The sequence below is a fragment of the Aeromonas sp. s9 genome, assembly GCF_040907765.1.
GTDB lineage: Bacteria > Pseudomonadota > Gammaproteobacteria > Enterobacterales > Aeromonadaceae > Aeromonas > Aeromonas caviae.
In genome coordinates, this window is the sequence record NZ_JBFOCK010000020.1 from 1 (window position 1) to 14197 (window position 14197).

Below are 14197 nucleotides of genomic sequence, written 5' to 3' on the forward strand. Positions count from 1 at the left end.
CTTAACCATCCCCTCGTATGAGCGAGGCGTGGCGCGGCTTCTGAGGTATGATCGCCATCCTTGACCAGCTAATACCCGACAGATAATCGCCATGTTTAACCACGATCTAATCCTCAACCACATCAACGAGATATTTGGACAGGACATGCATGCCAAGCGTGTTCTTTCCCTGGCCAATGCAACCCTCGGGGTTATCGAATCCGGTTCGCTGGCCATCCACGCCATCGGGAATGGTCTCTCCTTGGCCAATGGTCTCGAGCGCAAACATGCGGTGAAACAGGTGGACCGCCTGCTCACTAACACCAAGCTCAACGTCTGGAGCCTCTTTGACGATTGGGTTCCCTATGTGGTCGGTGAACGCACCGAGATCGTGGTATCCATGGACTGGACCGAATTCGATGCCGATGATCACAGCACCTTGGTTATCAGCCTGCAAACCAACCATGGCCGCAGTACTCCGCTGCTGTGGAAAACCCATCGAAAATCGTTGCTCAAAGGGCAACGCAATGCCCATGAGAAAGAGCTGCTCACCAAACTCAAGCAGACCCTGCCAGAAGGTATCTTCGTGACGGTAGTCGCTGACCGTGGGTTTGGTTACATGGAGCTGTTCGAGCGCCTGGAACAAGAGCTAGGCTTTGCCTATATCATTAGATTTAAAGGAAATATTTTGGTTGGTTACTCTGGTGGAGAGCAGGTTCCCGCCCGCGACTGGCTAACGCCGACCGGGCGCACCCGAACCCTCAAGGAGGTGGAGCTCACTGGGCAACGACAGCCTGTCGAGCGGGTCTATTGTTGTCACAAGAGTGGCATGAAAGACGCGTGGTTTCTGGCCAGTAACCGGACCGATCTGAGTGCCGCCAAGGCGTTGCAACTATACGGCCAGCGCTGGGGTATCGAGACCAGTTTTCGGGATATCAAAGATTACAAATTCGGCATGGGTATGGGAGATGTGCACATCAGTAATCCGGTCCGGCGTGACCGACTGTTTTTGTTCAGTGCCTTGGCCATCGTCTTGCTGACGCTGCTGGGTAAGGCTGGAGACAGTGTCGGTCTAGAGAGAACGATCAAGGTCAATACCAGCAAGAGCCGAACCTATTCGTTCTTTCGGCAAGGGGTCATTTATTACCAGTTGCTGCCTAAAATGAAAGAAGCCAATGCGGTCTTGTTGATGGGTAAATTTATCTACTACCTGAAGCAACACCGCTTATATACCCGCACACTTGGAATTATTTGAGTCTCTAAAAATGAGGGGATCTCTGAGGCTTGCTGGATGACAAAAAGCCTAGGACTCGATCTTGCGCTCTTCAGCCCCAAATCAACAGCCAGCCTTCGCGCTGCGCCCTTGCCCTGTGGTGAGATGATTCGTTCAGATATCTCGTGCTACATTGCTCCCCTGATAAACGCCCTGTGAACCAATGGAGTGTCCCATGTCTGTCGTCCCCTATTCCGTGCTGGATCTGGTGCCCGTTCCCGAAGGTGGTCTGCCGGCCGAGTCGTTTCGCCACTCGCTGGATCTGGCTCGCCATGCGGAGCGCTGGGGTTACCATCGCTACTGGCTGGCGGAGCACCACAACATGCCGGGCATTGCCAGCGCCGCCACAGCGGTGTTGATTGGCCACCTGGCCGGGGGCACCACGACGTTGCGGCTCGGGGCTGGCGGCATCATGTTGCCGAACCACTCCCCCCTGGTCATTGCGGAGCAGTTCGGTACGCTGAGTTCCCTCTATCCGGATCGCATCGATCTCGGCCTGGGCCGCGCCCCTGGCAGCGATCAGCGCACCATGCAGGCGCTGCGCCGCCAGCGCAGCGGCGAGGTGGATGACTTCCCGGCGGATGTGCGCGAACTGATGAGTTATTTTGGCGACGAGGTCGGCGCCGTGCAGGCGGTGCCGGGTCAGGGACTCCATGTGCCCATCTGGCTGCTGGGATCCAGCCTCTACAGTGCCCAACTGGCAGCGGCCATGGGGTTGCCGTTCGGCTTTGCTTCCCACTTCGCTCCCGCCATGTTGCTGCAGGCGCTGGAGATCTACCGTACCCAATACCGTCCCTCTGCCCGCTGGCCCAAACCCCATGCGGTGGTGTGCGTCAATCTGATCGCCGCCGACACCGATCGTGAGGCCCGCTTCCTGTTCACCACCCTGCAGCAGCAGTTCCTGCGTCTTTACCGGGGGGATGCCGGCAAGCTGCCACTGCCGGTGCAGACGCTGGGGGATGAGTGGTCTCCCCGCGAATTGATGGCGATGGAGCAGACCCTGGCTCGCTCCCTGGTGGGGGAGCCGGATCGGGTACGCCACGGCCTCAAGGCTCTGCTGGCAGAGACTGGAGCGGACGAGCTGATGTTCAACGGCCCCATCGTCGATCATCAGGCGCGCCTGCGCTCCTTCGAGATTGGTGCCGAGCTGATGCAGGGGTTGTAACCCCCCGTGACGCCTGGCCGCCAGCGGCACGCCAAGCCTGGCTGCTCGGGGAGCAAGAGCCACGATTGCGTGGTAGTAAGATTTTGATTTTTAAAGGAAGTCAGGTGAGTGTCGGCCATCTGTCGTGTCGCCTCTCATCCCCTTTCCCTATGCTGGCCCTGTCAATCACCACAAGGAGCGCAAGATGATCGTCAGGAAGTTGAGATTGCAACGGGGATGGTCCCAGGAACAGCTGGCGACCCTCACTGGCCTGAGCGTTCGCACCATTCAGCGAATAGAGCAGGGACAACAACCCGGACTGGAATCCCTCAAGGCCCTGGCCGCCGTCTTCGAGCTCGATGTGACCCAACTGCAGGAGAGCGAGATGAAAGGGAATGAGGGCGAAGATCGGGGACGCGTGCAGGTGGCGCGGGATGAGCGGGAGGCGATGAAGTTCGTGGAGGGGCTCAGGGGCTTCTATGGCCACCTCATGAGCTATGTGCTGGTGATAGGGGGGCTGTTTGTCATCAACTACCTGAGCAACCCGGACTATATCTGGGCCTGGTGGCCCATGCTGGGATGGGGGCTGGGGCTGGCTTCCCACGCCATCAACCTGTTTCAGCCCTTCAAGCTGTTTGGCCCGGAATGGGAGCGGCGCCAGGTCGAGAAACGGCTGGGGCGCAGGCTCTGATCCGCTCATCATGAAAAAACGGGCCCGGCATTGCCGGGCCCGTTCTGTTTTCAGCTCCATTTCGCAGGAGAGGGCATTGCTCTCCTCTCAACGGCGGATCATTCCCTTGTTCCGCAGAGAGCCGCTCTACTTGGCATAGGCCGGGCAGGGGGTGGCGATCAGGGCGTCGTCCTCGTAGCGCCACAGGGTGAGGCTGTTGCCCCAGACGCACCCGGTGTCGAGTCCCTTGATATCGGATTTGCCGGTGTTGCCCATCAGGGCCGCCCAGTGGCCGAAGACCAGGATGGGGTCATCCACATGGTGCTCGCGCTGCTCGAACCAGGGGCGCAGGCCCGGGGTCGATTCGGTGGGGCCCTTCTTGCATTTGAAGTCGAGGCGCCCGTCGAAGTAGCAAAAGCGCATCCGGGTGAAGCTGTTGATGATGTAGCGGTAACGTTCTATGCCCAGCAGGTTGTCGTTCCAGCTGTCGGGCTGATCGCCATACATGTTGTGCAGCAGCCAGCTGTACTGATCCCCGCGCAGCAGGCTCTCCACCTCCCGGGCACAACTGCGGGCGGTGTGGGCGTCCCAGGCGGGGGAGAGGCCCGCATGCACCATCATGATGGGCAGGTCGGGGTGTTCTGCCAGCAGGGGACGGTGACGCAGCCACTCCAGCAGCTCGTCCCGATCCGGCGCCTCCATCAGCGCCTGCAGCTTGTCTTTCTTCTTGAGCGGGGCGACCCCGTGGGCCACCGCCAGCAGGTGCAGGTCGTGGTTGCCGAGCACGGTGACGGCCTGCTGCCCCAGTGATTTGACGAAACGCAGGGTGTTGAGGGAGTCCGGCCCCCGGGCGACGAGATCGCCGCACAGCCAGAGCGTGTCGTTATCGAAGTCGAACTCGGCAAGATCCAGCAGACGGCGCAAATCGTCGTAGCAGCCCTGAATATCACCGACGAAACAGTTCGCCATGAAACCTCAGTTGATTATGTTGGGGACGGCCAGCGTGAAGGGGGCGATGGGGGCTTCGAATTGTTGCCCCGATTCATCCTGCAGGATGTAGCTGCCTTCCATCACGCCAAGCGGTGTGGCGAGGGGAACGCCACTCTGGTAGGAAAAGGTCTCGCCGGGGGCGATCAGGGGTTGTTCACCGACCACGCCGGGACCTTCCACTTCCAGCATCTTGCCATTGGCATCCGTAATGAGCCAGCGTCGATGCAGCAGTTGCACCGTGCCCGGACCCAGGTTCTCAATCTCGATGCGATAGAGAAAATGGTAGGGATCTGCGGTTCCCGCCACATAGCTTGGGTGGGGGCGGACCACTATCCGGGCTTGGGTCATGGGATCAGGCCTGTTGCTGGTCGGCCAGCCAGTTGGCGATCGTGACGAACTGCTCGAGGGAGAGATTCTCCGGGCGCAGGTTGCCATCGATGCCAAGCTCGGTCAGCTGGGCGTCGGTGATGAAGTTGGAGAAGCTGTTGCGAATGGTCTTGCGACGCTGGCCGAAGCCTTCGGTGCAGACCCGGTTCAGGCAACGAATGTCTTTCGCGACGATAGTCGGGTTCTTGTGCGGGATCAGACGCACCACGGCGGAATCCACCTTCGGCGCCGGCTTGAAGGCGCCCGGGCCCACTTCCAGCACCGGCACTACCTGACAGTAGTACTGGGTCATCACGCTCAGACGGCCATAGGCCTTGCTGCCCGGGCCGGCGGCCAGACGCAACACCACTTCCTTTTGCAGCATGAAGTGCATGTCCTCCACCCGGTCGGCAAATTCGCACAGGTGGAAGATGAGCGGGGTGGAGATGTTGTAGGGCAGGTTGCCGAAGATGCGCAGCGGCCCCTTGCCTTCCCCCATCAGGGTGCTGAAGTCAAAGCGCATGGCATCGGCTTCGATGACGGTCAGCTTCTCTTTCAGGGTCGGGTGTTCGCGCAGACGTGCCGCCAGATCCCGGTCCAGCTCGACCACGGTCATCTTGTCCATCTGGGCGGCGACCGGCTCGGTGAGCGCTGCCAGACCCGGGCCAATCTCCACCAGATTCTGACCCGGTTGCGGGTTGATGGCGGCCACTATCTGGTCGATCACATACCGGTCGTGCAAGAAGTTCTGACCGAAACGCTTACGGGCCGTGTGGCCCATGTGCACCTTACTGCTCATATCTTTTTTTCTCTACCATCTGGATGGCGTGGTTGATCGCGGTGGTGAGGCTGCCGGGGTCTGCCAGGTTCTTGCCTGCCAGATCCAGCGCGGTGCCGTGGTCCACCGAGGTACGGATGAAGGGAAGTCCGAGGGTGATGTTGACCGAGTTGCCAAAGCCTTTGTACTTGAGCACGGGCAGCCCCTGATCGTGGTACATGGCGAGTACCGCATCCGCATCCTTGAGGTATTTGTCCTGGAACAGGGTATCGGCCGGCAGCGGGCCGACCAGATCGATCCCTTCCTGGCGCAGGGCGACCAGGGCGGGTTCGATGACATCGATCTCTTCACGGCCCAGATGACCCCCTTCCCCGGCATGGGGATTGAGGCCGCAGACATAGATCCGGGGCTGTTTGATGCCGAATTTGCGCTTGAGATCCGCATCCAGGATGCGGATCACCTTGCCAAGGCGATCCTCGGTGATGGCCTTGGCCACATAGGCAAGGGGAATATGGGTGGTCGCGAGGGCCACTCTCAGCCCTTCGGTGGCCAGCAGCATCACCACATCGGCGGTGTCGGACTGCTGGGCGAAGAACTCGGTGTGACCGCTGAACGAGACGCCCGCCTGGTTGATGATCCCCTTGTGCACCGGCCCGGTCACCACGGCGGCAAATTCGCCGCTCAGGTTGCCGTCGCAGGCGCGCTGCAAGGTAGCCAGCACATAGGCGCCGTTGCCCTCATCCAGCTTGCCTGGCACCACGGGGGCGCCGAGCGGCACGGGGCAGACGGTCAGAGTCCCCGCCCGCTGCGGACGGGTGGGGGCGCTTTCGTCATAGGGTTCAAGCTCGACGGACAGCCCCAGCAGGGCGGCCCGTTCGCGCAACAGGGCGGGATCGGCGATCACCACCAGCTGATGGGGCCAGGCCCGCTGGGCAATCTGCAGGACCAGATCCGGGCCTATGCCAGCCGGTTCACCCGGGGTGATGGCAAGCCGGTGGCAGCTCAGCTGTGCCTCGGCGTGCCCTGGATGCGCCTTGTTCATCTGCTTGTCGCCCATCAATTGGGTTCGATCTGGATGTAGGCTTCGTCGCGCAGCTCATCCAGCCAGGCCTGGGACTCTTCGGCGAAGCGGCGGTTGAAGATGAGCTGGTAGGCGCGTTGCTCCTGGGCCTTGCCGGTGGCGTCCTGGCTGCGGCGATCCTCGAGCTGCACGATGTGCCAGCCGTGGCTGGTGCGGAAGGGTTCGCTGATCTGGCCCGGTTGCAGGCGCCCCAGCATGTCGCGGAATTCTGGCACATAGACGTTGGGATCAGACCAGCCCAGCTCGCCACCCTGCACCGCAGAGCCCGGATCCTCGGAGTATTTCTCTGCCATGCTGGCAAAGCTGGCCTTGCCGCTCTTGATGTCGTGCAGGATGCCGTCCAGGGTGCCCTTGGCCTTCTCCTCGCTCAGGATGATGGAGGGCTTGATCAGGATGTGGCGCGCCTTGACCTCGGTCTGCATGACCTGTTGCTGACCCTTGGTGTCGAAGATCTTGATGATGTGCAGACCGGCGCCGGAGCGCAGCGGGCCGACGATGTCACCCTTGCCGGCCCCTTGTACGGCTTCCGCCATCAGGGTGGGCATCTCCTGCGGGCTCAACCAGCCCCAGTCACCCCCTTCCAGCGCCTTGGGACCGTTACTCTCGGCAATGGCCAGCTTGCGGAAGTCGGCCCCCTCTTTCAGGGAAGCCAGAATGCGTTCGATCTTGGCTTTGGCAGCGTTGAGCTGCTCGGCATTCGGGTTGTCCGGCAGCGCGACCTGGATATGGCCGATATGATATGACGTCTGTTGCTGGCCCTGTTTGCTCAGGGCCTCGACCACCTGCTTGACCTCCTGATCGGAGATGTTGATGCGACGGCGGACCTGGCTGCGGCGCACCTCGTTCATCAGGATCTCGCGGCGTACCTCCTCACGGTACTGGGCGTAGGTCAGGCCTTCCCGCTCCAGTTGGGCGCGCAGTTGCTCCAGGTTCATCTTGTTGTCGGCGGCGATGCTCTGAATGGCCTGTTCCAGCTGGGTGTCACTGATCTTGAGCCCCTGGCGCTCCGCCAGTTGCAGTTGCAGGCTCTCCTGGATCAGGCGATCCAGCGCCTGCTTGCGCAGGGTGACGTCATCGGGCAGGGACTGGCCGCTCTCCTGGGCGGAGGCCTTGACCTTTTGCACCAGGGCCTCCTGCTGACTGGCCAGCACCACATCCTTGTTGACCACGGCAAGCACCTTGTCCATCAGCTCGGGGGCGGCGAGGGCACCCTGGCTCATGACTCCGAACAGGCCTGCGGTCAGCAGGGAAATCAACGTCTTCTTCATATCCATCTCTCAAGGCGTTTGCCAGACCGATTACTGGTCTCGCAGGTTAAACGGACGAATGTAAGGCAGTGCTTCGGTGTCCAGGGAAGTGCCCTTGGAGCCGGTACCCACGCTACCCAATCCTTTCATTTCAAATTGAATGCCGAGGCTGCGCTCGGACGTCGGGGTCAGGTTCACGTTGTCTGGCGTGTTGACCCATTCCAGGTTGAAGTTGATGCTCCAGCAGCAGGAGTCGTATTTCAGACCCACCTTGCGGTCCACTTTGACGTTCTGATTGAGCTCCTGATAGTAGCCGCCATAAAGGTGCCAGCGATCGTCCAGCGGGGTGGTCAGCAGCAGGCCGATCTGGTTGAGATCCGTCACCTGCCCCTTGTGGTCGAGGTCGTAGTTGGCATCCCGCACGAAGCGGTGGTTCAACTGACTGATCAACTTCTCGTGACGGTACTCCAGGGCGCTGTTGGCAGAGCTTATCTGGCGCTGTTCCATATCATATTGTGCCCCCGCATGGGCATACCACTGCTCGTTGATCTTGGCGTCACCCTCGAACGACAGCGGGGAGCGGGTATTGGTACTCAGCTCATCGCTGCTGTAAAGCTTGACCCTGGGCGCCACGAAGTCGAAGGCTTGGGCAACGGCCAACCGGATTCGTTCATCCCCGGCCGGATCATAAATGCGGGTGGTGACCCCCAAGGAGAGCCGGTTGGAGTCGCTGATGCGGTCCAGACCGGCGAAGCGGCGATCGCTGAAGAGGCTGTAGTAGTCCTGGCGCATGGTGGTGGAGTCATAGACGCCGATGTTGTCCTGATCTTTATAGGGCACATAGAGGTACTGGAATTCAGGCTCCAGGGTCTGGTTGGCTCCCTCGCCAAACCACTGCTGATCCCGCTCGAAGGTCATGCCACCCTTGAGACGGAACGAGGGCAGTACCCGGGTGATGGTCCCCTCTTCCAGGGTGACGTCGCCGCCCTCTCTCGGGGTGAAACGATTGGTGAAGGTGCTGCTCATCTGGTCAGGCACCGTCTGGTCGTAACGGGTGTACATCAGCTTGTACTGGCTGTCGAGGAAGTAACCCGCCTCGTCAACGAGGGGGATGGTCAGGGTGGGGGCCGTGTAGACCCGGGTGCCGGTGTAGGCTTCACCCTTGTTCTGCTCGATGGCCTGATCGTTGTTGTAGCCGAAGTTGGTCAGTTCGGTATTCCAGGCCAGATCGTACCAGCTTCCCTGCTGGTAGTAGTTGTGGTTGATGCGCGGCATCAGCTCGTGGGGCTGCTGGGCGCTGGCCAGCAGGATCTGGTAGGTCCGTACCTCGGCATCGAGGTTCCAGTTCTGCTGGTAGTAACCCGCCTTCAGGGATTGCTGCAACTGGTTGTCGACCTGGGTCCCCACCTTGGGGGTGAAGTCGTTGAAGTAGTTGTAGTCCTGGTCCCGTACCTTGGTGTAGTCCACCGACACCCGCATGGCGTTGTCCATGAACATGGAGGTGTGGCGGGCACTGAGCAGGTAACGGTGACCATCAGAGAGATGCTGATTGAGGCTGGCCGTCTCGTCGTACTGCTTGTCGTCTGCCAGGTTCTCGAAGTAGAGGTTCCCCACGTGGGCCGGGTCCGGCATGTAGCGGAACTCGACCTGTTCCATCAGGCCCCGTCTGTCCATGAAGCGGGAGGTGATGGTGGCATCGTAGTTGGGGGCGATGTTCCAGTAGAACGGCTGGGTGATGTCCATGCCGTTCTTGGAGCTTTGGGTATAGCCCGGGTAGAGCAGACCGGTCTTGCGCTCATCCTTGATGGGGAAGTTGATATAGGGGAAGTAGAAGACCGGATAGTCATAGAGCCAGAGGCTGGCGTTCCAGGCCTCCCCGAATACCTCGGACTGATCGATGTCGATGCTGCCGGCCTTCAGGGTCCAGGCCTCCTGGCCCGGTGGGCAGGTGGTGTACTGGGCCCCTTCCAGAGTGATGTTCTGGTTGTTGTTGGTCATGGTCACCTTTTCGGCGAAGCCGCGCACCGGTGAGCCATGGACCTGATATTTGCCCTCTTCCAGCTCGGAGTTCTTGGTGTCCAGGTTGGATTTCAGGGTCTTGTCGCTGGTGACCGTGATCTGGCCATCGTTGTAATAGATGTTGCCGATGGCGATGACATCCCGGCTCTTCTGGTCGAGCTGGGCATAGTCGGAGTCGAACTTGCGCACGCCCTGGCGCACCTTGACGTCACCCTCGTAGACGGCGGTACCGCCCTGCTTGGCCTCCAGGCGATCGGCATCCACCTCGACGGGCTGGGCATTGGCGTCCTGGTCCGCACTGGGCTTCTCTATCTTGGGAACATAATCATAGCAGAGGCTGTCGAGGATCCCGGTAGCGGGTGGCGCATTGAGTGGCGCTGCCTGGGCCATGAGCGGGCTCAGGGCAGGAACAAGGCTGATGGTCAGGGCGATGGGACAGGAGTATCCCAGTGTCCATTTTGTCATGTGAAAGGCTCGCGCAATCCGTAGTAAAAACGGTGGATTCAGGGCATGCATTTTATGTCAGGATCCATCGAGTTGACATTGCATGTCATTGCTTTATGTTAGCCGGCAATGATAAAGCATTATTGCGGCCAGGGCTAACAGCCAAGTGCTGCTTTCCAATTTGGTTCCCGACTCATGCACGATCGCGCTTCCCTGCTTTTGCAATGGGCTCGCCGGATTTCCGGTGACGCCAACCTCTCGTTGACGCTTATTTCCGGTGACGCCAGTTTCCGCCGCTACTTCCGGGGCGGCGGTCTGGTGTGGGTGGATGCTAATCCGAAAACCGAAAAAAATCATGAATTCGTTCGCAATGCGGCCGCCCTGCACGATGCGGGGCTGCTGGCCCCCGAGGTAAAGGGGGTCGACTACGAGCAGGGATTGCTGGCGGTGACGGATCTGGGGGATACCCAGCTTATCGGCTGCCTGAACGAAGAGAGCGTACTGGCCTGGTATGGCAAGGCCATCGCCCTGCTGCCAGGGCTCGGCGCCGTGGCGCTAGAGCTCGAGCCCTTCGATGAGGCCTTCATGGCCCGCGAAAATGCCATCTTCCCCGAGTGGTTGCTGGGACATCACTTGCAATTGGCCCTGAGTGATGAAGAGCAGCAGTTGCTGGCGGAGACCTTCGCCTGCCTCACGGCGAGCAACCTGGCCCAGCCACAAGGAGTGATGCACCGGGACTTCCACAGCCGCAACCTGATGGTGTGCGGCGGGACGAATCCGAAGGAGAGCGACCTCGCCCTTATCGACTTCCAGGACATGGTCATCGGGCCGCTGAGCTATGACCTAGTTTCCCTGCTGAAAGACTGCTACGTGCGCTGGCCGGACGCGGTGATCGAGCAGGGCATGCGACTTGGCTTCGACACCCTGCAAGAGGCCGGCCTGCTCGGCAATCTGGACTATGCCGTGTTTCGTCGCGCAGCAGATCTCACCGGCATGCAGCGCCATCTCAAGGCGGCGGGTCTCTTCACCCGCCTCTATCACCGCGATGGCAAGGCCGGCTACCTCAAGGACATTCCTCGTACCCTGGGCTACGTGGTCGATGTCTGTCGCAGCCATGGCACCGCCTATCCGGTGCTGGCTCGCTTCGGCCAGTGGCTGGAGCAGGTGGTGCTGCCCGGATTGGCGCGCACCGGGGTGACACCATGAAGGCGATGATCCTGGCCGCGGGGCGGGGGGAGCGGATGCGCCCGCTCACCGATCTGCTGCCCAAGCCGCTGCTGGCGGCGGGGGGCAAGCCGCTCATCGTGCACCACATCGAGAAGCTGGCTGCTGCCGGGGTGACCCAGCTTGTGATCAACCACGCCTGGCTCGGACACAAGCTGGTGGCGGCCCTCGGCGATGGCAGTGCGCTCGGGGTATCCATCCACTGGTCGGCCGAAGAGAGCGCGCTCGAGACTGCCGGCGGCATCGTGCAGGCGCTGCCCCTGCTGGGCAGCGAACCCTTTCTGGTGATCAACGGCGATACCTGGCTCGACCTGGATTATCGCGCTCTGGTGAGCCAGCCGCTTGGGGAGGATCTCGCCCACCTCTGGCTGGTACCCAACCCTCCCCAGCATCCGCAAGGGGACTTCTCCCTGCAAGCGGGTCGGGTGCTGGACACCCCGGCCCTCACCTTCAGCGGCGTCGGTCTCTATCACCCCGCTGCCTTTGCTGGCTTGCCCTGCGGGGCGCGCAAGCTGGCCCCCCTGCTGCGCTACTGGATGGCGCAGGGACGGGTGGGTGGCAGCCTGCTGGCAGGCGAGTGGCGCGACATCGGCACCGTCGATCGGCTGCGCGAGCTGGACGAGAAACTGCTCGCCGGCACCCATTAACATCACGAGGTCTTGAACCATGCGTATTTGGGGCAAGGTGCTTGGCACCTTCTTCGGTTTTCTGCTCGGCAACATCTTCGGTGCCCTGCTGGGCCTGTGGATCGGCCATCGCTTCGATCGGGGCATGGGGATCCGCGGGGCCTTCCAGCGGGCACCCAGCCAGCAGCAACAGGCCGTCTTCTTCCATGCCACCTTCGCCGTCATGGGCCACATCGCCAAGGCGAGCGGCCAGGTCACCGAGCACGAAATACGGGTCGCGTCCAACCTGATGGACAGGATGCGTCTGGCCGGAGAGCAGCGGGTACGGGCTCAGGAGTCGTTCCGCCTTGGCAAGGAGAGTGACTTCCCCCTGCGCGAGACCCTGGCGGAGTTTCGCCAGGCGAGCCTGGGGCAGCGCGACATCCTGCGCTTCTTCCTCGAGGTCCAGCTGCAGGCCGCCTTCGCCGACGGTCAGGTGGAGGCGAACGAGCGGGCCATCCTGCAAACCATCGCCGACGAGCTGGGGTTCAGTCGCATCGAGCTGGCCCGCATTCTGGCCATGGCCGAGGCGCAGATGAATTTCTTCCACCGCCAGCAACAGCAGGGCGGTGGCCAGGGGCAGCAATACCGTCAGGAGCCCCCCTCCCGGGATCGCCTCAAAGATGCCTATCAGTTGCTCGGGGTGAATGAGAGCGACAGCGATCAGGAGATCAAGCGTGCCTATCGCAAGGAGATGAGCAAGCATCACCCTGACAAGCTGGCCGCCAAGGGATTGCCCCCCGAGATGATGGAGATGGCCAAGGAGAAGACCCAGGAGATCCAGCAGGCCTGGGAGTGGATCCGTGAGGCCCGCGGTATTCGCTGAGCCCTGAGCCCGCCATAAAAAAATGCCCGTCGATGACGGGCATTTTTGTTTTCAGAGTCTGGTTTTCTTTTCATGGAAGAAAAATCAGTGGGCATCGACCCAGACAAACTTGAGGACGAAGAGCAGGGCTACCACCAGCACGCAGGGGTTGATCTCGCGCCAGCGGCCGGTGCCCGCCTTCATCACGCAATAGGAGATGAAGCCCACGGCGATCCCCTCGGTGATGGAGAAGCTGAACGGCATCATCACCGCGGTCATGAAGGCCGGCACCGCTTCGGTCAGGTCTTCCCACTTTACCCGGGTCAGCTCGGAGCACATCAGCACGCCCACGTAGATGAGAGCCCCCGCTGCGGCATACGCCGGTACCATGGCGGCGACCGGAGAGAAGAAGATGGCCAGCAGGAACAGGATGCCCACCACGATGGCGGTCAGGCCGGTGCGACCGCCGACGGCGACGCCGGAGCTGCTCTCGATGTAGGCCGTCACGGACGAGGTCCCCATGAAGGCGCCGCCTACGGAGCTGACGCTGTCCACCACCAGGGCCTGCTTCATGCGCGGGAAGTGCCCCTTGTCATCGGCCAGCTTGGCGCGGTTGGTCACGCCGATCAGGGTGCCGGAAGAGTCGAACAGGTTGACCAGCATGAAGGAGAAGATGATCCCGGCGAGGCTGATGTCCAGCGATCCCATCAGGTCCAGCTGGCCGAAGACCGGTGCAATGCTCGGCGGCACGGAGACGAAGCCCTTGAAGGTGACGTCGCCGAACAGCCAGCCCAGGGTGGTGGTCACCACGATGGCGATGAGCACGGCTGAGTGGACGCCGCGGGCGGAGAAGATGCAGATGAGGAAGAAGCCGAGCATCCCCAGCAGGCAGGGCAGGGAGGTGAGGTTGCCCACGGTCACCATGGTGGCGGGGCTCGCGACCACGATGCCGGCATTGTGCAGGCCGAGCAGGGCGATGAGCAGACCGATGCCGGCGGTGATGCCGACCCGCAGTGTCAGGGGAATGTTGGCGATGAGCCAGTAGCGTACCCGCAGCAGGGTCAGGATCAGCAGGCCCAGCGCACCCCAGAAGATGGTGCCCATGCCCACTTGCCAGGAGTAGCCCATGCCGGCCACCACCACGAAGGCGAAGAAGGCGTTGAGGCCCATGGCGGGAGCCAGGGCGATGGGTAGGTTCGCCAGCAGACCCATCAGGATGCTGCCGACACCGGCGATGAGGCAGGTGGTAACGAACACGGCCTGGGTGTCCATGCCTGCCGCAGAGAGGATCTGCGGGTTGACGAAGACGATGTAGACCATGGTCAGGAAGGTGGTGATGCCGGCGATCACCTCGGTGCGGGCCGTGGTGCCATGACCGCGCAGGGCAAACAGGCGCTCGAGCAATCCCTGCCCGGCAGCCGGGCTGGCGGTCTGCCCGGTAGCGTGATGTGGTTGATTCATGTTGGATTCCAATGGGTGACGTGAAATAGGCAGCAGGGGGCCCGGCCCATC

Annotated in this window: 13 protein-coding genes; 6 read left to right on the forward strand and 7 right to left on the reverse strand. The window is 61.5% G+C overall.

Annotated elements, in window-relative coordinates:
* Window positions 1-91: 91 nt before the first annotated feature.
* The 3 genes from AB5Y54_RS03960 to AB5Y54_RS03970 all read left to right on the forward strand — a co-directional run bounded on the left by AB5Y54_RS03960 (window position 92) and on the right by AB5Y54_RS03970 (window position 3087).
* Entirely contained in the window at window positions 92-1234 is a 1143-nt protein-coding gene (locus AB5Y54_RS03960) for an IS4 family transposase (protein ID WP_053288703.1), read from the forward strand.
* Between the two features lie 193 nt (window positions 1235-1427).
* Entirely contained in the window at window positions 1428-2417 is a 990-nt protein-coding gene (locus AB5Y54_RS03965) for a luciferase-like monooxygenase (RefSeq protein ID WP_010673203.1), read from the forward strand.
* A 184-nt stretch (window positions 2418-2601) separates the two neighbouring features.
* Window positions 2602-3087, forward strand: a complete 486-nt coding sequence (locus AB5Y54_RS03970; protein WP_041211140.1) for a 2TM domain-containing protein — start codon at window positions 2602-2604, stop codon at window positions 3085-3087.
* 126 nt (window positions 3088-3213) lie between these two features.
* Here AB5Y54_RS03970 and AB5Y54_RS03975 read toward each other — a convergent pair whose 3' ends face one another.
* The 6 genes from AB5Y54_RS03975 to lptD are packed head-to-tail and all read right to left on the reverse strand — an operon-like array spanning window position 3214 to window position 10012.
* Window positions 3214-4035 (reverse strand): symmetrical bis(5'-nucleosyl)-tetraphosphatase, encoded by an 822-nt coding sequence (locus AB5Y54_RS03975; protein ID WP_039040022.1) that lies wholly within the window; start codon window positions 4033-4035, stop codon window positions 3214-3216.
* A 6-nt stretch (window positions 4036-4041) separates the two neighbouring features.
* The gene (gene apaG, locus AB5Y54_RS03980; protein WP_010673206.1) at window positions 4042-4404 is read right to left on the reverse strand and encodes a Co2+/Mg2+ efflux protein ApaG; all 363 of its coding nucleotides are present in this window, start codon (window positions 4402-4404) and stop codon (window positions 4042-4044) included.
* 4 nt (window positions 4405-4408) lie between these two features.
* On the reverse strand, window positions 4409-5221 hold the full coding sequence (rsmA, locus tag AB5Y54_RS03985; RefSeq protein WP_010673207.1) for a 16S rRNA (adenine(1518)-N(6)/adenine(1519)-N(6))-dimethyltransferase RsmA: 813 nt from the start codon (window positions 5219-5221) through the stop codon (window positions 4409-4411).
* Entirely contained in the window at window positions 5211-6206 is a 996-nt protein-coding gene (pdxA, locus tag AB5Y54_RS03990; RefSeq protein ID WP_128342040.1) for a 4-hydroxythreonine-4-phosphate dehydrogenase PdxA, read from the reverse strand. Before pdxA ends, rsmA begins: the two co-directional genes overlap by 11 nt.
* Before the next feature lie 50 nt (window positions 6207-6256).
* Window positions 6257-7549: a peptidylprolyl isomerase SurA gene (gene surA / locus AB5Y54_RS03995; RefSeq protein WP_010673209.1), complete on the reverse strand. Its 1293-nt coding sequence runs from the start codon at window positions 7547-7549 to the stop codon at window positions 6257-6259.
* A 30-nt stretch (window positions 7550-7579) separates the two neighbouring features.
* Window positions 7580-10012 (reverse strand): LPS assembly protein LptD, encoded by a 2433-nt coding sequence (lptD, locus tag AB5Y54_RS04000; protein WP_128341981.1) that lies wholly within the window; start codon window positions 10010-10012, stop codon window positions 7580-7582.
* Between the two features lie 174 nt (window positions 10013-10186).
* On the opposite strand from lptD, the gene AB5Y54_RS04005 reads away from it, so the two are divergent.
* The 3 genes from AB5Y54_RS04005 to djlA are packed head-to-tail and all read left to right on the forward strand — an operon-like array spanning window position 10187 to window position 12706.
* Window positions 10187-11197, forward strand: coding sequence for an aminoglycoside phosphotransferase family protein (locus AB5Y54_RS04005; protein ID WP_201920601.1), 1011 nt, complete (start codon window positions 10187-10189; stop codon window positions 11195-11197).
* Window positions 11194-11862: an N-acetylmuramate alpha-1-phosphate uridylyltransferase MurU gene (gene murU, locus AB5Y54_RS04010; protein WP_201920598.1), complete on the forward strand. Its 669-nt coding sequence runs from the start codon at window positions 11194-11196 to the stop codon at window positions 11860-11862. The genes AB5Y54_RS04005 and murU overlap by 4 nt, the downstream gene beginning before the upstream one ends.
* 19 nt (window positions 11863-11881) lie before the next feature.
* The gene (djlA, locus tag AB5Y54_RS04015; RefSeq protein ID WP_201920594.1) at window positions 11882-12706 is read left to right on the forward strand and encodes a co-chaperone DjlA; all 825 of its coding nucleotides are present in this window, start codon (window positions 11882-11884) and stop codon (window positions 12704-12706) included.
* 84 nt (window positions 12707-12790) lie between these two features.
* Here the strand turns inward: djlA and AB5Y54_RS04020 are convergent, their stop codons facing one another.
* On the reverse strand, window positions 12791-14146 hold the full coding sequence (locus tag AB5Y54_RS04020) for an NCS2 family permease (protein WP_201920590.1): 1356 nt from the start codon (window positions 14144-14146) through the stop codon (window positions 12791-12793).
* Window positions 14147-14197 lie beyond the last annotated feature (51 nt).

Coding starts and splice junctions, on each gene's coding strand:
- AB5Y54_RS03975 (WP_039040022.1), bottom strand. CDS start 4,035: ATGGCGAACTGTTTCGTCGGTGATATTCAGGGCTGCTACGACGATTTG.
- AB5Y54_RS03960 (WP_053288703.1), top strand. CDS start 92: ATGTTTAACCACGATCTAATCCTCAACCACATCAACGAGATATTTGGA.
- surA (WP_010673209.1), bottom strand. CDS start 7,549: ATGAAGAAGACGTTGATTTCCCTGCTGACCGCAGGCCTGTTCGGAGTC.
- AB5Y54_RS04020 (WP_201920590.1), bottom strand. CDS start 14,146: ATGAATCAACCACATCACGCTACCGGGCAGACCGCCAGCCCGGCTGCC.
- murU (WP_201920598.1), top strand. CDS start 11,194: ATGAAGGCGATGATCCTGGCCGCGGGGCGGGGGGAGCGGATGCGCCCG.
- apaG (WP_010673206.1), bottom strand. CDS start 4,404: ATGACCCAAGCCCGGATAGTGGTCCGCCCCCACCCAAGCTATGTGGCG.
- lptD (WP_128341981.1), bottom strand. CDS start 10,012: ATGACAAAATGGACACTGGGATACTCCTGTCCCATCGCCCTGACCATC.
- djlA (WP_201920594.1), top strand. CDS start 11,882: ATGCGTATTTGGGGCAAGGTGCTTGGCACCTTCTTCGGTTTTCTGCTC.
- AB5Y54_RS03965 (WP_010673203.1), top strand. CDS start 1,428: ATGTCTGTCGTCCCCTATTCCGTGCTGGATCTGGTGCCCGTTCCCGAA.
- AB5Y54_RS03970 (WP_041211140.1), top strand. CDS start 2,602: ATGATCGTCAGGAAGTTGAGATTGCAACGGGGATGGTCCCAGGAACAG.
- rsmA (WP_010673207.1), bottom strand. CDS start 5,221: ATGAGCAGTAAGGTGCACATGGGCCACACGGCCCGTAAGCGTTTCGGT.
- AB5Y54_RS04005 (WP_201920601.1), top strand. CDS start 10,187: ATGCACGATCGCGCTTCCCTGCTTTTGCAATGGGCTCGCCGGATTTCC.